Here is a 19,472-nt window from a genome sequence, read left to right on the forward strand (position 1 = left end):
TCCAGAAATGGAATATATCAGGGCTCCGGCTGACACCGCGGACACCACCAAATAACCCGCTCGAGGTCGCCGTCGCCGCCGAGAAATCCCTTCTCAATGAGCGTGCCGCAGCGCCTACACGGCTTGTTGTTGCGGCCGAACACGTAACTCGTCTCCCCCGCCCGCCTGATCCCAGTGGTCACGCGGACGGGGGCGTCTTTATTCGCCCACATCAGCCGTCGCGCAAGACGCACATGCTTTTCGACGTCCACCTCCCCCACCCGTTCCCTCGGGTGCGTACCCGCGAGGAAGTTGATCTCCGCGCGGTACTCGTTCCCAATGCCGGCAAGATTGCGCTGATCCAGCAGGGCACGTCCGATTTCGAGGTTCGGCTGTGCCTCGATGCGCCTGACTGCCTCCGCCAGGTCGAAATCCGGATCGAGCAAATCCGGACCGAGATACCCCATCTCCTGCTCGTATTGGCGGGCTGGGAACACCCGAACGAGGCCGAGCCAAAAGCCGACGAGTTCGATGTCGGGCTGGGGGTCGTCGCTAAGCGAAAGCACCACGCGAGCCGCATGAGCGGGCTTCTTCCAGCGTGTTCCGGCGCGATGCATCGACCACGTGCCCTCCATTTTGAGGTGCGTGTGCAGGATTTGCGTCTGGTGGCCGTCTTTAGCGAACTGCATGAACAGGTGCTTGCCGCGGGGCCAAACGCGCTCGCAGGTCATGCCCGTGAAATCAACGGTGGCGTAGCGCGGGACGCGAATGCTTGTGGCTGCGACTTCGCGGTTCTGCATCCACTGCAGGCGCTTCGAGAGCTGATAAACGGAATCACCTTCAGGCATAGTGGGGCCCATGTTCCGCTTTTTACGCAACATTTTCAACAGTGTGGTCAATGCCGGGCCGACCCCGGAGGAGTCGCTCGTCGGCTTCTTCCCCGACATGGACGCCGCAGTCGAGTGGGCGCGCGGGGTGCTCGCGGAGACCGGCACCGACCCTGAGGTCGAGTATGTGCGCGCGGTGAAGGACGTGCGCGAGGCGAATCCGCGGCTCGGCCTTGCGGCGGCAGCGCACCTGGTCAAGCAGTTGCAATAGAACGGGTGTTCGAACGTTTGATTGTCACGTCGGGCGCGTTGATAGATTGACCCTCAACTACTTGAAGGAGGGGACATGAACAACGTATCTCGGCTCGTTGACCAGGTCGTAGACAGCCTGACGCAATTGCGCCTGCTTTTCGACGACCCCACGTCCCTCCCCTTCACCACCATCGCCCGCGACATCGCACGCCTCGAACAAGCTATGGATAAGAAGGCCTACGTCGACGCCTCCTTTGCCCACGCCTGTGTCCTCGCCGATGCCGGCAAACTCGTCGGCGCGAACTACCCGGACGCCTACCTCATGGAAAAGTTGGGCATCTCCAAGGGCGAGGCCTACAACCGGCTCGCCCGAGCCAAAGCCATGTTCGCGCCACCCCCGCCACCCGAGCCCGACCTGGACGATTTCCTCGGGGACCTGTTTGGCGCCGGCGATGAACCGACCGACGAGGAGCGCGCCGCCGCCGAAGAAGCCGCCCGCAAGGCCGCCGACGAGGAAGCCGAGCGTCGCCGCAAAGACCAGGAGGACGCCCGCCGTCGCGCCGGCGAGGTCCCCGCCGCCAAGCAGGACATCATCCGGCGAGAACTCGACAAACTGCTCAAGGCCGCCGAGGGCGAACGCATGAGCATCTACGCCCGCGCCATGGAGGAAGCCAAGACCCGCAGCGAAAAGGACCTGCGGCTGTTCGTCAAGCGCCTGGTGGACAAGGCAAACAAGCCACACGCAAAGAAGAACCCCAACGCTGGCTTTGAAAAGCGCGAGGCCACCCTGGGCAAGGAAAACTCCGACGGCACCTACGACGTGCGCCTGCACATGACCGCAGGCGACTACGCCCTCTACAAAGCACTCACCGACAAGGGGCTCGCGCCGAACTCCAACATCCCCACCGAACACCAGCAGGACCGCGACTCCCGCACCCGCGGCCAGCGCCGCTACGACCAATTCATGGCCATCATGCGCCAATACGAACACGGCGAGCAGGCCGCCAACGGCGGCGCCGCCTCCGTTGTGGTGTCGGTGACGCTGGACGATCTTGCCGACGCCGACGCAACCACCCTGTTCCAAACCAACGTCGGCGTGGAACTCAACGCCTTCGACCTGGTACGCCTCGGCATGGACGGCACCTCCGACTTCTTACTCACCGTCGACGGACTTACCGGAGTGCCGCTGCACCTGGGTAGGTCGAAACGGCTCGCGTCTGTTGCGCAACGCATCGCCATGTTCGCCATCCAAGGCGTGTGCTCCTGGGCCGGCTGCACCACCGCAATGAGCGAGTGCGAAGCCCACCACATCATTTCGTGGCTGCGGCACGGCGGCACCGACATCACCAACCTGACCGGCCTGTGCCCCACCCATCACCGGTGCAACAATGACCACCGGGACGGCTCCTTTAACAAGGGCTACATGGATTACGACCCCACAACCGGCACCGCCGTGCTGGTCAAGGCCGACGGCACCCGTCACGTAAACACCACAGACCCCGCCATGCACTCGGCGGTCAACCGAATCCGGGCGAAACGGGCCAGGATGGCGGGGCCACCGCCGGCGACGCAGCCGTCACCGCCACCACCACCGCCACCACCGCAGCAGCCGCCGGGGACCACCCACCGGCCGGTACCACGCGTACCACTTCGGCCCTAGGACTCCGCCCCTAGTCGTCAAAGGTGAGCCCACCCGCCGGGCCACCCAAGTCAGGCCTGCCGTCGGCCTCCCCTGCACCGTCTAGCGCTCCCAGCGCCTCCGTTATGCTGCGCCCGCGCCGCTTCGGAGGCGCCGAGGCACGCCCGCCGATCTTCGCCCCCTTGTGGGTCACCGTCGCCCCATAGTCCTTCAAGGAAAAGGCGGGCCCACCGTTAAGCTTTTCCACGCTCAACGGCTGCATGCGGCCGGCCCGGACCGCTTGAGTCAGGGCATCGACGACCAACGGCATCGGGTCCCCTACCCCGTCGGGGAAGAAATCGAAGAAGGTGGTCATGGTTCTCCCGCCGCGGGTGATGTGGGCGGCTAAGAGGCCGTCGACAAGCACCACCATCGCGCCGGCCGAACGGGTCGGGCCCTGCGCCGGCCACGGCAGCGCGGCCCCGTAGGGGTTCGCCGGGTCGGTGGCGGCCAGCACATGCACCTGCGGATCCCGGGCGCCCGAGGGCCAGCCCACCACGTCGTCGGTGTCCTGGTGTCCGCGCAGCCGATCGATGGTGGCCGGGGTGGAAAACTGCGAGGCCCCAAGCCCCTCCACGAGGTAGCCGCGCATCGCCTTGCCTGATTCCTCAAAACCAGACAAGGTTTTGTAGGCCAGCGCGAACCCGCCCAGGATGTCCTCGGCTACCACCGAACCGCGGGTGACCACCCCGTAGCGGTCCAGCAGCGACTCCCCTAAAGCCACCGAGCGACGCGTGGGGTCGCTATCAGGCGTGGGCGTGAGCGACCAACGGCCCACCATGTCGGGCGGGACCGTCGACGCGAACGAGGTCCGCCCCGAGCGCACCCTGCTTCGCTGCGGCCGCCGGCGCGCCCGGTGCGCGGTCTTCCCGCCCGCCAACCGGGCCCGGATCGGAGCAAACGAATCCGGCGCGAGGAAGCCGGCCTCCACCAGGTCCCACATGGCTTCGCGCAGCTCCTCGGTGGTGGTCGAGGGTTCAAGCAGATCGCCGAACAGGAACCCGCCGCCGCGGCGCACCTTTTCCATCACCTGGGTTTGGGTCAGCGACAGCAGGGGTTCCTCGACCTGCGGCATGAGTTGGGCCGCGTAGTCGGTGGGCAGCAGCATGATCCACGGGTCACGCGCCCCTGCCTTGCCGGCGCCGACGATGGCGACCTCGCCGTTGGCGGTGAGCTCGTCGAGCATCACCGGCGAGTAGTCGCCAACGCGGGACGGGAAGATGTGGGACTCCCAAGCACTTGCGGGCAGCCGCACCCCGGCGAGCTGCTCGATCACCGAGTAGACCCCGTCGGCGCCCCGCAGCGCGGGCGTGACCCCCACCGGGGCCACGTTTGACCACGAAGGCAGAAAACGCCCATAGGCCGACTGCGACACCGGCCGGGTCTGGGCGCGCGCCGCCGCCAGCGAGCGCGACCGGATGATGCGTAAGACCTCGGCGGCGACGTACTCCTGTTCCTCGACGCCCTGCCGGTAGCGGCCCTCGATGACCTTTTCTTTGTCCACCAGCGGCATCAGCGCTGCATGCGCCGCACCGACGGCCAGCCCGAACGCGTCCGCAAGGTCGCGCAACACAAAGGGCCCGCGGGTGCGCACCCAACGCCCCACCAGTTGCGCCAACGCATCCGGGATGGTCTGCACCTGGGCGGGGACGCCGGGCGGGACGGGCACGCCGAGGCCGTCGCGAAGCAAGGGCGCGTCCAGCACCTGGGCGACGTGCTCGCGCCCGCCGATGCGCACCAGCATCATGCGTGCCCCCAGGGACTGCTCCAGGGAGGTCAGGGGAACCGAGGTGTAGGTGGGCAGGTCGTCGATAGGCACGGGCCCCACGATGCGCAGGGTGTCGGCGAACTGCTCGGAAGTTTCCGCGCGGCTCACCCGGCGCAGCGAGGCGTCGACCTCCGCGATGATGTCGGCATCCAGCAGCTCGCGCAACTCCACGGTGCCCAGCAGTTTGGCCAGCAGCGACGGGTCCAAGGACAGCGCCGCGGCCCGCTTCTCGGCCAGCGGGGTGTCGCCCTCGTACATGAACGCGCCGGTGTAGCTGAACAGCAGCGAGGAAGCGAACGGGCTCGGCTGGTCGGTGGTCACCTCGGCGATGCGCACCCGGCGCGTATTGATGTCGCGCATCACCTCCTGCAGGGCGGGTAGGTCGTAGACGTCCTGGAGGCACTCGCGCACCGTTTCCAGGATGATCGGAAACGACGGGTAGTTCCGGGCCACATCCAACAGCTGCTCGGCGCGCTGGCGCTGCTGCCACAGGGGTGCGCGCTTGCCGGGGTTGCGGCGCGGCAGCAGCAGGGCGCGGGCGGCGCACTCGCGGAACCGGGAGGCAAACAGGGCCGAATTGCCCACCTGTTCGGTGACGATGTCCGCGATCTCGTCGGCGTCGAATTGGAAGATCGCCCCGTCGGGCTCCCCCTCCCCTTGCGGCAAGCGCAGCACGATGCCGTCGTCGCCCGCTACCGCCTGGGCATCCATCCCGGTTTCCTGGGCGACCCGCCACCCGGTGGCCAGCGCCCACGCCGCGTTGACCCCTTTGCCAAACGGGGTGTGCAGCACGACGCGCCAGTCGCCTAACTCGTCGGTGAAGCGCTCCAGCACGAGGGTTTTCTCGTCGGGGAGGATGCCGGTGGCCTCCTCCTGCTCGTCAAGGTATTGTAGCAGGTTGATACGCGCGCGCTCGTCCAAGCTTTCGTCCAAAGCATTTCTTGCTTCTCGACGAAACGCCCCCACCGCCTTACCCAACTCATACGGCCTACCCAGCCCGTCGCCTGTCCAGAACGGCAGGCGGCCGGTGTGGCCGGGCGCGGGTGAGACCTGCACTTGGTCGCGGGTGATGTTTTCGATGCGCCACGAGGAGGCGCCGAGGGTGAACACGTCGCCGACGCGGGACTCGTAGACCATCTCCTCGTCCAACTCGCCGACGCGCCGGGGTGCTTTGTCCTCGGCGCCCGCGAGCAGGAAGACGCCGAACATGCCGCGGTCCGGGATGGTGCCCGCGTTGGTCACCGCGACCCGCTGGGCGCCGGGCCGGGCCTTCAAGACAGTGCCCTCGAGGATTGCGCGGGGCCGCAGCTCGGCGAAGTCGGTGGACGGATAGACGCCGATGACCAGGTCGATCACCGAGTCGAACACCTCGCGGGCAAGGTCACGGTACGGCCAGGCGCGGCGCACGGTGTCGTACCACTCGTCCACATCCAGGTCCTCCACCGCAACCGCAGCCACGGTCTGCTGGGCCAGCACGTCCAAGGGGCTTCGCGGGGTGTGCAGCTCCTCGATGAGGCCTTGGCGCATCCGGGGCACCGTCACCGCGGTTTGCACCAGGTCGGAGCGGTGCTTCGGGTAGAACGTGCCCTCGGAGACCGCCCCTACGGTGTGCCCGGCGCGGCCCACGCGCTGCAGTCCGGAGGCAACCGACGGCGGCGACTCCACCTGGATGACCAGGTCCACCGCCCCCATGTCGATGCCCAGCTCCAGCGAGGAGGTGGACACCACCGCGCGCAGGGTGCCCTCTTTCAGCATGGTTTCGGTCTGGGCGCGCTCGTCCTTGGACACGCTGCCGTGGTGGGCGCGCGCGATCACGGTCGCGGCGTGGCCTGCGGTGTCCACCGACTTCATCAGCTGCGCCGGCGGGCGGCGGGTCTGCGGGGAGAGCGCCTCCGGGTCGTGCTCCTTCGCCCAGAGCTCGTTTAGCTGGCTGGTCAGGCGTTCCGCGGTGCGACGCGAGTTGACGAAGACGATGGTGGACCGGTGGGCCATGACTTCGTCGTAAATCGCGCGCTCGATGTGGGGCCAGATGGAGTTGGTAGCACCGGGCGGCGGGGCGTCCAGGGCGTCGTCCACGGCGTCGTCGAGAATCGCATCGCCGATGGTGGAGGCGTCCTCGGGAACGGGCAGGTCGCTCATGTCGTCGACGGGCACGCGCACATCTAACTGCCAGCGCTTCTCCCCCGGCGGGTTGATGATCGTCGTCTTGGGGCCCAAAAAGTTGGCCACCGCCTCGATCGGGCGCACCGTGGCGGACAGTCCGATGCGCTGGAAGTCCCCGGCGAGGCGGCGCAGGCGCTCCAGCGAAAGCGCGAGGTGCACGCCGCGCTTGGTGCCGGCCAGGGCGTGGATTTCGTCGACAATGACCGTGTCCACCGTTTTCAGAATGCCCGCCGCCTTGGACGTGAGCATGAGATACAGCGACTCCGGCGTGGTGATCAGAATGTCCGGCGGCTTTCGCACCTGCCGGTTGCGCTCCGCCTGCGGAGTATCGCCCGAGCGCACCCCCACCGAAATGTCCGGCATGTCGCGGCCCAAACGCTGCGCCACCCGCGCAATGCCAGCCAGGGGTGCGCGGAGGTTGTTCTCCACATCCACGCCGAGGGCCTTCAGCGGCGAAATATAAAGGACGCGCACGCCGCCGTGGGTGGAGGTGTTCGCCCCATCGATGGGCAGCGCCTGCTGGCCGGCCCGCTCCACCAGGGAGTTCAGCGCCCACAGAAACGCCGCCAGCGTCTTGCCGGAGCCGGTGGGTGCGACGACGAGGGCGTTCTCGTCGTCGGAAATCGCGCGCCACGCCTGCTCCTGCACCGCCGTGGGCGCTGCGAAGACATCCTGGAACCACCCCGCCACCTGCGGGTGAAAGCGGTCCAAGATCGAGCCAGTCATTTCGCCAACCTTAGCGGTAGAGTCGGGCACATGACTGCTGAGTACTCCGACTCCCGGCTGACCAACCTGATTGCGGAAGGCACGGGTGAAATCCTCAAAGGCATCCGCGGGGTGGGCCTGCTGCGTGGCCGCGAACTCGGCGAGACTGGCGACGATCTCGCCCAGGCCTGGATCGAGCGAGTCTTAAGCCAACACCGCCCCAACGACGGGTTCCTCTCCGAGGAAGCGTCCGACAACCCGGCGCGCCTGAGCAAGGACCGGGTGTGGATCGTCGACCCGCTCGACGGCACCAAGGAGTTCGCGACCGGCCGGCAGGACTGGGCGGTGCATGTGGCGCTCGTCGAAAATGGCGTGCCCACCCACGCCGCCGTCGGGCTGCCCGACCTTGGTGTGGTGTTTAAGTCCTCCGACGTGCGCCACGTCTCAGGGCCGTTCGCCGGCAAGGTGGCCATGTCGCGCAACCGCCCGCCCGCCGTCGCCCGCTACGTCGCGGACGCGATCGGCTTCGAAACAGAACAGATCGGCTCCGCTGGCGCCAAGGCCATGCACGTGCTGCTGGGCGATTACGACGCCTACATCCACGCCGGTGGCCAATACGAATGGGACCAAGCTGCACCTGTAGGAGTCTCGCTCGCGGCGGGCCTGCACGCATCGCGCCTCGACGGTACCCCGCTTCGCTATAACAACAACGACACCTATATTCCAGACATGCTTATTTGTCGCCCGGAGATTGCCGACGACATCTTGGAAGCCGCCGCCCGCTACCACGACGAGCACGGCTCGTTCGAAGGAGTACTGAAGTAACCAATGGTCAAGACCCCATACGAGGACCTGCTGCGCGACGTGCTGGAAAACGGCACCGAGAAAGGTGACCGCACCGGCACCGGCACCCGCAGCGTGTTTGGCCGCCAGATCCGCTACGACCTCTCCGAGTCGTTCCCGCTGCTGACCACCAAGAAGGTCTTCTTCAAGGGTGTCGTCGGCGAACTGCTGTGGTTTTTGCGCGGCGATTCCAACGTGCGCTGGCTGCAGGACAACGGCATCCGCATCTGGAACGAATGGGCCGACGCCGACGGCGAGTTGGGTCCGGTCTACGGCGTGCAGTGGCGCTCCTGGCCCACCCCGGACGGCGGCCACGTCGACCAGATCGCCGAAGCCCTGGCAACCCTGAAGAAGAACCCGGATTCGCGCCGCAACCTGGTGTCTGCCTGGAACGTGTCCGAACTGGACAAGATGGCGCTCATGCCGTGCCACCTGATGTTCCAGCTCTACGTCGCCGACGGGCGCCTGTCCATGCAGGTCTACCAGCGCTCCGCCGACATGTTCCTGGGTGTGCCGTTCAACATCGCCTCCTACGCACTGCTGACCCACATGTTCGCCCAGCAGGCGGGCCTTGAGGTCGGCGAGCTGATCTGGACGGGCGGCGACTGCCACATCTACAACAACCACGTCGACCAGGTGCGCGAGCAGCTCTCCCGCGACGCCCGCGAGTATCCGCAGCTCAAACTGCGCAAGGCTGCATCCCTGTTCGACTACGACTTCGACGACATCGAGGTCGTCGGCTATGACCCGCACCCCACCATCAAGGCGGAGGTGTCCGTCTAGTGTTGGGCGCGATCTGGGCGCAAAGCGCCGACGGCATCATCGGCGACGGCGACGACATGCCCTGGCACCTGCCCGAAGACCTCAAACATTTCAAGGACACCACCAGCGGGCATCCGATCATCATGGGGCGCCGCACCTGGGAGTCACTGCCGGTCAAGCCGCTGCCGAACCGCAAGAACATCGTGTTGTCCTCGCGCGAGGCGGGCGCCTGGTCCCGCGGGGCGTCGGTCGTCGCCGACATCCCGGACCTCGAGGGCGACGCCTGGATCATCGGCGGCGCCCAAATCTACGCCGCCACCCTCGACGAGGTCGACGTCATCGAACGCACGCTTATCGACGTCCACCCCGACGTCCCCGATGCCAAAGCCGTCTACGCCCCGCGTATCGACGACACCTTTGCCCTCGTTTCCGAAACGGAGTGGCTCACCTCGTCGACAGGCTTGCGCTACAAATTCCAACGCTTCGAAAGGATCTAACATGACCGTCACCGCACCCGAAACCAACGCCCACGTGACCATCTTCGCCGCCGACTGGTGCCCGTTCTGCCAGAAGCTGCGCCAGCGCCTCGACCGCACCGAAACCCCCTACGACATCGTCGACGTCGAGGCCGACGGCATGGACGAGGTCAACGAGTGGATCAAGTCCGTCAACGACGGCAACCGCATCGTGCCCACCGTGCTCTTCTCCGACGGCACCCACGCCACCAACCCGGAGGCCTCGGCAGTGCGCGCCAAGCTGCGCGAGCTCACCGGCGAGGAGTAGGCCCGGAGAATCCTTCGGGGCCCTTCTACTCTCTCCGGTCCCAGCGGACTTCGCCGTCGACGACCTGCCCCGTGGGGACCAACCCTACGGTGGCGGCGACTCGCTGCGAGGCGATGTGGTCGGGGTGGATATGAGCGATGAGGTACGTAATGCCTCGCTCCGCAAGATAGGTGGAAAGCAGTTTCACGGCTTCTTTGGCGTAGCCGTGCCCCTGCCACTGCGTCCCGATCACCCACGCGATCTCCGTCGCACCGCCGTTGCGGGGCACGGTCGCTTGGACGTATCCGATCGGCTGCTTGCACGCACCGAGTGTGACGACGAAATTGATCCACTCCTCGGCACCATCGCTGGATTCGCCTCGAGTCTGGATCGCGTACCGCCGCGCAAGCTCATCCTCAGAGGGCGGCCCACCGCCTGTGAATGTGTAAAGGGTTCGATCCGAAAGCACATCAGCCATCTCGGTAGCGTCCTCGACGCGAAGTGGCCGTAATTCGATAGTCATCTTCACCACCCGCCATCTGACCTCGACGCCACACCAAACCCCTATTTGCGCCCCAGAGAGGAATCGAACCTCCGACACCGGCTTTAGGAGAGCCGTGCTCTATCCACTGAGCTACTAGGGCAATGGGGCTTAGGTTACCGCAGCGGTTTTCGTTCGCGGAATCGGCTGGGCTACCCACATAAGTTACCAAGTAGTAACATAGCGTCACTGTTCCTCCACCCCCAGTGAGGTCACTATGACGATCCTTCAAGAAGGCCAGGTCCAGCGCTCCTACATCATGGCGGACCGCGGCCCGCGCCCCCTGATTCGCGGCTGGGCCCACTTCGTGGCGGCCGCAGCCTTCGCGCTGGCCTCCACCGTGCTGATCACCTACGGGTGGATGACCCTGCCGGCGCTCCACGCCGCCGGGGTTACCGTCTACGGCGTCGGGGTCGTACTGCTGTTTGGGGTCTCCGCGATGTACCACCTCTACCCGTGGCGCTCCCCGTCCACGGTGCAGTGGTGGCGCCGCGCCGACCACGCGACCATCTCCATCTTCATCGCCGCGACCTACACCCCACTGTGCCTGATCGTGTTCGAGCCGCGAACCGCCGCGACCATCCTCGTCGTGTCCTGGATCGGCGGCCTGGGTGGTGGCGCGCTCAACCTGGTGTGGATCAATCACCCGCGATGGCTGGACGTTGTGGTGTACGTGGGGCTCGGCTGGGTGATCGTGCCGCTGATCCCCACCCTGTGGGCCAGCGCAGGGCCGGCGGTGGTGTGGCTCCTATTCGCGGGAGGCGTGCTCTACACGGTTGGCGCCATCGTGTACGGGGCCCGCTGGCCGGGGCGCGAGGCGCGCTACTACGGCTACCACGAACACTTCCACACTGCGACGATCGTGGCGGCCGTGTGTCACCTCGTCGCCATCTGGATCGTGGCCACGCAGGCAAACTAAGGTGCACAAGAGGCAAAACGAGACTAATGTTACGCAAGTGACTACTTTTGATCGCCGCTCGTTCCTGAAGTCTGCGGGCGCACTCGCGGCAACCACCGCCGCCGCCGGCGCCGCAGCCACCGCCCTCTCCCCTGCCGCACAGGCTCAGCAGCGCCGCGTGCTCGGCACCGTGATCGACTACTCCGCCGCCGTCCCATCCGCCCGCGCCGTGAAAGCCGCCGGCCACATCGGCGCCGTGCGCTACGTATCCCAGCCCCGCCCCGACGCACTCTGGATGCGCGGCAAGCCCGTCACCCTCGACGAAACCCAGGACTACAAGGCCAACGGCCTGTCGGTGGCGTCGGTCTACCAGTTCGGCCGCGCCGACACCGCCGACTGGCTCCAGGGTCCGCTCGGCGCTGCCAAGCACGCACCCCAGGCCATCGCCCTGCACCGCGCCGCAGGCGGCCCGACCGGGCGCCCGATCTATGTGGCTATCGACGACAACCCGACGCTCGCCCAGTTCAACAAATTCATCAACCCATACCTTTCCGCCATGGGCGCTGTACTCAGCGCCGCCGGCTACCAGTTGGGTGTGTACGGCAACTTCTACACCATCGCCTGGTGCCTGGAGGATGGCATCGGTAGCTACTTCTGGCAGCACGACTGGGGCTCGCGCGGCAACATCCACCCCCGTGCGAACATTCACCAGGTCGCCGGACGCCAGGCATACATCCAGGGCATCCAGGTGGACATCAACGACGTCTACACCGCCGATTGGGGCCAGTGGACCCCCGGCCAAAGCGATTCCCTGTTCCAGATGAGCAGCCTGCTGTCGTCGAATGGACTGTTGGTCCGGTAGGTCGTCGATAAGCACTTAGGCTCAATGCTTCTTCCGGAAGCGAAACTTTTATCCTAACACTATGCGGCTCGATTCAAATCGTCTGGTCATCGCATTGTCTGCCACTGCGATTGGCCTCTACAACTGCGGCGTCACGCTTTCGGAGTCTCATAACGCGTCCGTCGTCTCGCTCATCTACGCGAGCATCGCGCCTTTTGCCGCCTCGTATGCGCCAGCGCCTGGCCAGCCGGCATCACCAACGACCTGGATGACGATAGGTTTAATCCTCTCACTCCTTGTCACCTTCGGAGCAGTCATTTCTGCCCTACTAGGAATATCGCGTATCGGGTGGGCGAGAGCAACGAGCAAGCGCCGCCGAGGAGGTCCAGTGGTGATCGGCTCCTCCGAGGAAGCAAACAGCATCGTCCGCTCAGTCCTTGACCAAGAAAGGGAGCTCCCCGTTCATATCTTGGAGAAGGGAAACCCAACAGCCAAAGGCACGCTTGGCTTAGGGTACAAACAGCATCTGAGCGATGATCGGCTCGTTGCTCAAACTGTCAAACATGCTTCCCACGTGATCATCGCTGCCGAAAATGACATCGAAACAGCTCGCCTGAGTTCTGAGGCGCAGGACCTCCGTCACGCACAATGCGGTGAGACGGTATCAATATTCCAGCTTCTTCGGTCCCCCGAGTTAGCAACCTCAGCACGCTTTACCCACATCGCTCAACGACAACCTGTTGAAGCATTTCATCCAGCCGACCTCACAGTTCGCGCAATCACAGACAAAATACTCCACCTGCTGACCACACTCGAAGCTCACACTGTTGAGGTCAAGCAATGCGGCCCGGGAGATGAAAAGCGTGAGTTGGACGCGTGGATCCACAATTACAACCGGTTCGCTAACGAGCTGGAAGTTCAACAGATTGTGAGCCCTCAGGTAGAGGGCCTGGCAGATATGGTTGTCCTCGTCGGCGATCCAGTCCACGTCGCTGCTCAGATCCCCTCCCTCAGGAAACGTCGAGCGATTATTGCGGTGACTGACCACATACTGCAGGGTCTTGTCTGGAACGATGCCGAAGCCAGAACAGTTCTGGAAGTTATTGACCCACAAAAGGTTGGGTTGAGCATCGACGCCATCCGCGATTCCGCCTTCTCCGTCTGGGGCTGGGCATTCGACATCGCCTACACGTCGCTTTATGGCCCGCCATCCCCATCGCAGAAGCTTTCTCACGACGACATCCTGAAGGCACGACAAACTTCTGAAGCAGCCGCTCGGTACATGGTTAAAAACCTACGCCTACACGGTTTTCAGCTTATGAAGGACGGCTACGGGTGGGAAGAGCATCCCTCGGAACAGGAGATCACCTCGATGGCGGAAGCCGAGCACAATGATTGGATGCTCAAGCGCACATGGATTGATAGCAACGGAACCGAGCGTCGAGCATCCTATGACTACAGCAAGGAACCTCCTGCTCGGAAACCCTCATACAAACCGTTTGCAGAGCTCGACTCGCACACCCAGGATTACAACCACAAGATCGTGAAAGTTGTGTACCCCGCCCTGGCGGGGATGTTCGGTTACGGCATTTCTAGGATCTCGTAGGCCTCGGAAAACTCCGCATCTGGCACTGGCCAACACTCTCCTGTTACGCCACGGACCACCCAATCACCTGCGTGTGCGTGAGCCTCTCCCTCCAGCGTGGGGATCGTAGCGTCCTCGCTGAGTCGGCGGGCTTGGACTCTCCCCGTTTTCTTGTACTCCCCCGGCGCGACTTGGCTGTATGACTTGTCGAAAACCTCAGACGCAACTGTCCATGTTCGTGTCCCGTCAGTGACCTCCCAGTCCCCCGCCTTTGCGTGAAGGACGCTGCCAGTGGAAGTCCGCCACTGCGCGTCTTTGTCCAAGCGTCGGGCCCTAACCTTGCGGATCGGTTTATACCATGCAGCATGCGCGAGATGCTGGTCAAGGCGCTCTTGGGACCATTTTTTCATGCAGGCGATATTAGCGGGTTGAGCGAAAACCAAGCGGTCGTCGGCCTCCTAATATGCTCCGGTTGGCGCATAATGAGTGTTCAAACACTGACTGCGCTAAGGGGCCTCATGCTCAACATTCCTGTTTTTGTGTCATCGACCTTTCGCGATTTCCATACGGAACGTGACATTCTCAATGGTCCCGTAAGTGACCGGCTCAACGAATCTTTGCGCCGATTCGGCGCAAAGATGCACTTTATTGACCTGCGCTGGGGAGTCGACACCAACGACATGGATGAAGAGGCGGCTGGGCGCAAGGTATTAGACGTATGCCTTGACGAAGTCGATCGCGCGGCCCCGCTCTTCCTCGGGCTCATCGGAGACCGCTACGGTTGGATTTCAGACGACAAGTCTCTCCTCGAATGGACGGCACAGCGCGTTGGACTCGACCCCGAGAGGTCTCGCGAGTGTTCTATCACCGAGTTGGAATTCGCCAAAGCTGGTCTTTGGGACGCAGATGATACAACCACACCGTTCATCCTTTTCCGGCAGGTCGAAGGCCCCCCACCGCACGGCTGGGCCGACTCAGACCCAACCCGAATTTCTGACTTCAAAGACGAGGTATCTCAACGATGGGGCAATGCGGAGACGGTGAAACGCTACTCCGTTGCCTTCGACCAGAATGGTCAGTGGCCCACTGCTTCAATGCAGCACTTCGAGGATCTTGCGGTCAGTCTGCTTGAACCGCAGCTTCTGGAGCGAGCCCGCAGCATCCCGCGCGACGGTACCGCGGAGGAGGTCCTGTTTCGAGGTTCCCGCACTCGTAATTTTGGGTCAGAGGAACTGCTCAAATCGATCGATTTTTTCCTCCGCATCGATTCGCCTGTCGTGGTTTATGGCGAGTCCGGCGCGGGTAAGTCCTCACTTCTGTTGGCACTCGAGAAGTATTTGGCGGCCTCCGGAGAATCTATATCCGGCAAGTTGCCCATCACCGTCATTATGGGGCTGGACGACCGCATTTGGACGGGGGACGAGCTCGCATTCGAGATTACGCGATGCATAAACGCAACCTTGGGCCTGTCGCTTTTCGACGATTGGCGGGGCTCTCCCGAAACTTGGCGCCCGCGCTGGAGGCAAGAAATGGAAAAGGTTGTAGCTGAGTATCCTGATCTGCTTTTCATCGTCGACGGTTTAGAGCAGATTGTGGATGGAGCCGGCGGATTCTGGCCAGTGGAATGGCTCTCGTCTCGCACCGCGTTGGCTGTATCTTCTTCCTCGCGCTCGGACGTCACTCTGTTGAAGAACTCCGATTTCAAAGAAGTCTTGGTTGGGCCAGTGCCAGCCAACATTGCGCGAGAATTCGTAGAGGACTGGGAGCGCAGAATTAGGCGCGAGATCGGAGGCGGCGCTCGCCAGATCATCGCGTCCAAACAACGCTTACCTCTTTGGATAGAGCTTGCGCTGGATCTACTTCTCGATATCGATGGTGATGATTTCAAGTCCATCGAGGATGAACCTGATCAAGCCAGCGCAATCCAAAACATGCTTGCAGACCGCGCGTGGCTCATCCCCGATGACCTGTCAAGCGCTGCCCACCACTTTTTGGAAACCTCCATCGCATCTACCGATCGTGCCCTCGCCCGCGCTGCAGTAGGTCTCTTGGGTGCTTCTAGGATCGGGCTTTCGCAAGAACAAACCGTCAACGCGCTGCGCGACGCTGGCTTCACAACAAATACTGAGATCTCGGTTGCCCGACTTTTCCGTTCTTTGGCGAATCAACTAACTCCAAATGGGCCGGAGAAACGGATGCGCTTTACGCACCGAGTATTTAGCGAGGCCGCGGAGAGTTTTGGTTCACCGCTCACACATTCTCTACTCATGCGCATTTACGAAACCGATCTGCGCAACAGTGTCGAGACCACCCCAAAGTATGCGGCGCTCGAAAGCGAGGATTATTACGACATTGAGCATCAGTGGAAGAACCAGCGCAAACTCGCGGAGGCGTTCCTGTTCCACCTCTTTTCATCGCCTGCTCCCAAGGGTCCTCAAAATCTAGAGAGCATTCCGTTGGCGCTCGACTGCCTTCCGCAAACCACAGTGTACGACGCAGCAATTGTGACCAACTTGCTTCACTTGCCCTATGCAATCTCACACCTTCAGCATCTGCGTACGGCCGGTGCATCATTCGAAGCGCTGCGAACGCTCTTAGCTGCTGCTGATCTTTCCCCTGACCCACAAGTACAAACAAGTGTGGCCTCAATTTGTTTTGAGGTATTGAACGACTTCCCTGTCACGGCGAAAACGGTTTTATTGCGCTGCCAAGCTCTCACGATTGCTGCTTCACACACCGAAGATGTGGAGGAAGCTCGCCTACTGCTGTACCTGGCGTTTAAGAATATCGACCCCCTGTACGACGCCGAGCCAAATCGTGTTTTACCTGCTGTCTTCTATTCTCGAGCCCAACGTGAGATGGCACTTCTGGATGCAAATGCAGGAGACACAAAATCAGCCCTCGAGCTGCTATTTAGCTGCCAAGACATGCTTGTTCCTGCGCTCCAAGCCAGGGATCCTAGAGCCATCGAAGAAGCGATACGCGTGCTCCTTCAGATCGCAGATATCCATGGATCTACAAACAATGGGCTTGTGATCCCCACCTTGGATGAAGCCATGGAGATCGCTGCCATCCTGGTTGACGGCGGCGACGGGCCAGCTGTTTCCTTCGCATTGGCAGCGGAAGCCACGGCGATAAGAGCACAGTTTGTCCGGAAGCTTTTTCCGAATATGGCCCCGCCGGTGGAGCTGCTCGAGGATGCTGTCAACCAATTCGTCGTAGCAACGCAGAAGGTTCCCTTCGGCGGCAAATACGCAACCGACATACTTCGGACCAGCATCGAACTAGCGAATATTTACATCGAGATGCAGAAAGAAATGGACGCTTTCCTACGGCTTCGCGCTTCGGTGGTGGCGCTTGTCCCCTTCCTCAACTCCGCCCCGCCGGCTGGGTGGAACGAGTTGGCTAAGGTATTTGCTCTTCTTCTTGAGCTCTGTGAAAGCACCCATTCAAGGGAGGTTCGCGTCGGGGCAGCAAGGTTTGTTCGCGTCCATACTTCTCGAGTACTTGCGGAAGCATCAAGCGTTAACCTGCCTGAGGCGTTCGCCATTGCAAATGCTGCGCATCACGCACTGCTGATCGGTCTCTCCCAAGCCGAAAACCTAGAAGCAAGGCTCCGCTTCATGGAGGCACTTACCGATATTGCAAAGTGGATCGCACAAACACACCCCGACGCTCAATGCCAGCTCAACTACAGCTACTCGTTGAGGAAGCTCTACGAGCACTACGCACGTGTTGGCCGTCATGAAAAAGCCAGGGCAACCCTTGATACCGTGCGCAAACGGGACATAGGTTTGGCCGAGCTTCCGGAGGATGGGCAGGCGCTTTCTCAAACGTCGCAGGTGTTGACCCAGTACTGCACCGCGCTCGTGTCAGAGTATGACAGTCCCGATGCGACGGTACCGCGCTTTGCCCATACGGTTGTGCTTGCAGCACCACTGATCCTTCGTGGGGTTCCTGATTCTCTCCGCCAGGAGTTTGCTTCCGCCGTACACGATTCTTGTGTCACCCTGCTGCAAACTGACAGCGGTACACCCGAGCAGCGCAGCATGTGGGAAGCGATGAAGGAAATCGCAGAGCAGATGTAGACATGGCGGTGCTTCCCGGCATTCCTCAGTGCACGCAAGCTTGAGTTGCGCGGCTGGCTAAAACAAAGCAAACGCAAAAACGGGCTCAGCATCACACTGAGCCCGTTTCTTGTTATTCAGCCAGGATTAGTGGTCGACCGGAGCCTCCACACCAACACCGGTGAGGGAACGAACCTCCATCTCGGCCTGGAGTTCATCGAAGTTGTCCGGCTTGCCCAGGAAGGTGCCGATAAGGCCACCCAGGAAGCCGAGCGGGATGGACACGAGGCCCGGGCTGGTCAGCGGGAAGATGGACCAGTCGGCGTCCGGGAACATCGCGGTCGGGCTGCCAGAGACCGCCGGCGACAGGGCGATCAGCACCAGCGCGGAGATCAGGCCGGTGTAGATCGACGCAACCGCGCCGGTGGTGTTGAAGCGCTTCCAGTACAGGGAGTACAGGATGGTCGGCAGGTTTGCGGATGCCGCGATCGCGAACGCGAGGGACACTAGGAAGGCCACGTTCTGCTGCATCGCCAGGATGCCCAGGACGATGGAGACGATGCCGAGCACCACCACGGTGATGCGGGAGACGCGGACCTGCTCATCCTCGGTGGCCTGGCCGTCGCGAAGCACTGCGTTGTACACGTCGTGCGCGATGGATGCGGAGGCGGTAATCGCCAGGCCTGCCACCACGGCAAGCACCGTTGCGAAGGCAACCGCGGAGATCAGCGCCATGAAGATGGAGCCACCGAGCTCGAATGCGAGCAGCGGTGCCGCGGCGTTCGCGCCACCAGGTGCGGCAAGGATGCGGTCCGGGCCGACGAATGCTGCAGCAGCGTAGCCGAGCACCAGGGTCAGCAGGTAGAACGAACCGATGAGAACGATTGCCCAGGTCACGGACTTGCGGGCTTCCTTGGCCGTCGGCACCGTGTAGAAGCGCATGAGCACGTGCGGCAGACCCGCGGTACCAAGCACCAGGGAAAGACCCAGCGACAGGAAGTCGAGCTTCGAGGTGGTGGTCGCACCGTACTTCAGGCCCGGCTTGAGGAGATCCTCGGCCTGGTAGCCCTTCTCCGCGATGTACTGGGACGCGGCGTGGGTGTCGATCGCCTGGTTGAGCACCGCATTCATGCCACCCTTGGCCATGATGAAGGCGAGGATCGACATGATCAGCACGCCGGCGATGAGCAGCACGGCCTTGATCATCTGCACGTAGGTGGTGCCCTTCATGCCGCCGATAAGGACGTAGGCGATCATGATCACGCCGACGATGGCAACACAGATTGCCTGTGCGGCGAAGGAGTGCAGGTCCAGCAGCACGGACACCAGCGAGCCGGCGCCGGCCATCTGTGCGATGAGGTAGAACAGCGACACGAACAGGGTACCGAAAGCTGCGGCCACACGCACCGGCTTCTGGCGGAGGCGGAACGACAGCACGTCCGCCATGGTGAAGCGGCCGACGTTTCGCAGCGGCTCGGCGACCAGCAGCAGGGCGACCAGCCATGCGACGAAGAAGCCGATGGAGTAAAGGAAGCCGTCGTAACCGCTCAGCGCGATGGAGCCGACGATGCCCAGGAAGGACGCGGCGGACAGGTAGTCGCCGGCGATGGCGAGGCCGTTCTGGGTGCCGCTGAAGGATGCGCCGCCGGTGTAGAAGTCGGCGGATTCGCTGGTGGTTTTGCCAGCGCGGGTCACGATGAAGAGGGTGACCACGATGAACGCGCCGAAGATGGCGATGTTCAGCAGAGGGTTGCCGGTGGCGGTGCTTTCAGCCGCTGTGGCGTTGATGTACGTCTGCATG

Annotated in this window: 15 protein-coding genes and 1 tRNA gene; 10 read left to right on the forward strand and 6 right to left on the reverse strand. The window is 63.0% G+C overall.

Going from position 1 to position 19,472, the window contains the following annotated elements; genetic code table 11:
- Nucleotides 1–17 precede the first annotated feature (17 nt).
- Nucleotides 18–827 carry a DNA-formamidopyrimidine glycosylase family protein gene (locus tag HMPREF3171_RS06315; protein WP_070483769.1) on the reverse strand — a complete coding sequence of 270 codons (810 nt, stop codon included), beginning with the start codon at nt 825–827 and terminating at the stop codon, nt 18–20.
- Nucleotides 828–837: 10 nt separating this feature from the next.
- On the opposite strand from HMPREF3171_RS06315, the gene HMPREF3171_RS06320 reads away from it, so the two are divergent.
- Both HMPREF3171_RS06320 and HMPREF3171_RS06325 read left to right on the forward strand, forming a co-directional pair.
- Complete coding sequence (locus HMPREF3171_RS06320) at nt 838–1,077, forward strand: hypothetical protein (RefSeq protein ID WP_070421446.1); 240 nt, start codon at nt 838–840, stop codon at nt 1,075–1,077.
- 75 nt (nt 1,078–1,152) lie between these two features.
- Nucleotides 1,153–2,718, forward strand: a complete 1,566-nt coding sequence (locus HMPREF3171_RS06325; RefSeq protein ID WP_070483708.1) for an HNH endonuclease signature motif containing protein — start codon at nt 1,153–1,155, stop codon at nt 2,716–2,718.
- Nucleotides 2,719–2,728: 10 nt separating this feature from the next.
- Here the strand turns inward: HMPREF3171_RS06325 and HMPREF3171_RS06330 are convergent, their stop codons facing one another.
- Nucleotides 2,729–7,393, reverse strand: a complete 4,665-nt coding sequence (locus tag HMPREF3171_RS06330; RefSeq protein ID WP_083291996.1) for an ATP-dependent helicase — start codon at nt 7,391–7,393, stop codon at nt 2,729–2,731.
- A gap of 30 nt (nt 7,394–7,423) precedes the next feature.
- On the opposite strand from HMPREF3171_RS06330, the gene HMPREF3171_RS06335 reads away from it, so the two are divergent.
- From HMPREF3171_RS06335 to HMPREF3171_RS06350, 4 genes are read left to right on the forward strand one after another with little or no spacing between them, the layout of a single operon-like run.
- On the forward strand, nt 7,424–8,197 hold the full coding sequence (locus HMPREF3171_RS06335; protein WP_070483710.1) for a 3'(2'),5'-bisphosphate nucleotidase CysQ: 774 nt from the start codon (nt 7,424–7,426) through the stop codon (nt 8,195–8,197).
- A gap of 3 nt (nt 8,198–8,200) precedes the next feature.
- Nucleotides 8,201–8,998, forward strand: coding sequence for a thymidylate synthase (locus tag HMPREF3171_RS06340; RefSeq protein ID WP_070483712.1), 798 nt, complete (start codon nt 8,201–8,203; stop codon nt 8,996–8,998).
- Nucleotides 8,998–9,474 (forward strand): dihydrofolate reductase, encoded by a 477-nt coding sequence (locus HMPREF3171_RS06345; RefSeq protein ID WP_070483714.1) that lies wholly within the window; start codon nt 8,998–9,000, stop codon nt 9,472–9,474. The genes HMPREF3171_RS06340 and HMPREF3171_RS06345 overlap by 1 nt, the downstream gene beginning before the upstream one ends.
- Nucleotide 9,475: 1 nt before the next feature.
- Entirely contained in the window at nt 9,476–9,760 is a 285-nt protein-coding gene (locus HMPREF3171_RS06350; RefSeq protein WP_070421450.1) for a mycoredoxin, read from the forward strand.
- A 25-nt stretch (nt 9,761–9,785) separates the two neighbouring features.
- Here HMPREF3171_RS06350 and HMPREF3171_RS06355 read toward each other — a convergent pair whose 3' ends face one another.
- Entirely contained in the window at nt 9,786–10,262 is a 477-nt protein-coding gene (locus HMPREF3171_RS06355) for a GNAT family N-acetyltransferase (RefSeq protein WP_070483772.1), read from the reverse strand.
- A gap of 48 nt (nt 10,263–10,310) precedes the next feature.
- A tRNA-Arg gene (locus HMPREF3171_RS06360) sits at nt 10,311–10,383 on the reverse strand.
- 114 nt (nt 10,384–10,497) lie between these two features.
- Here HMPREF3171_RS06360 and trhA point away from each other — a divergent pair.
- Both trhA and HMPREF3171_RS06370 read left to right on the forward strand, forming a co-directional pair.
- Nucleotides 10,498–11,199, forward strand: a complete 702-nt coding sequence (trhA, locus tag HMPREF3171_RS06365; RefSeq protein WP_070483716.1) for a PAQR family membrane homeostasis protein TrhA — start codon at nt 10,498–10,500, stop codon at nt 11,197–11,199.
- Nucleotides 11,200–11,236: 37 nt separating this feature from the next.
- Nucleotides 11,237–12,040, forward strand: coding sequence for a DUF1906 domain-containing protein (locus tag HMPREF3171_RS06370; protein WP_070450789.1), 804 nt, complete (start codon nt 11,237–11,239; stop codon nt 12,038–12,040).
- A gap of 174 nt (nt 12,041–12,214) precedes the next feature.
- Here the strand turns inward: HMPREF3171_RS06370 and HMPREF3171_RS12395 are convergent, their stop codons facing one another.
- Nucleotides 12,215–12,337: a hypothetical protein gene (locus HMPREF3171_RS12395; protein ID WP_256365569.1), complete on the reverse strand. Its 123-nt coding sequence runs from the start codon at nt 12,335–12,337 to the stop codon at nt 12,215–12,217.
- 73 nt (nt 12,338–12,410) lie between these two features.
- Between HMPREF3171_RS12395 and HMPREF3171_RS06375 the strand changes: the two genes are divergently transcribed.
- Nucleotides 12,411–13,625, forward strand: coding sequence for a hypothetical protein (locus tag HMPREF3171_RS06375; RefSeq protein WP_141743371.1), 1,215 nt, complete (start codon nt 12,411–12,413; stop codon nt 13,623–13,625).
- 344 nt (nt 13,626–13,969) lie between these two features.
- On the forward strand, nt 13,970–17,692 hold the full coding sequence (locus tag HMPREF3171_RS06380; RefSeq protein WP_070483720.1) for a DUF4062 domain-containing protein: 3,723 nt from the start codon (nt 13,970–13,972) through the stop codon (nt 17,690–17,692).
- Between the two features lie 126 nt (nt 17,693–17,818).
- On the opposite strand, the gene HMPREF3171_RS06385 is transcribed toward HMPREF3171_RS06380, so the two are convergent.
- Nucleotides 17,819–19,471, reverse strand: a complete 1,653-nt coding sequence (locus tag HMPREF3171_RS06385) for a solute symporter family protein (protein ID WP_070421456.1) — start codon at nt 19,469–19,471, stop codon at nt 17,819–17,821.
- Between the last annotated feature and the right edge of the window lies 1 nt (nt 19,472).

It is taken from the genome of Corynebacterium sp. HMSC08F01 (assembly GCF_001807545.1).
GTDB lineage: Bacteria > Actinomycetota > Actinomycetes > Mycobacteriales > Mycobacteriaceae > Corynebacterium > Corynebacterium coyleae.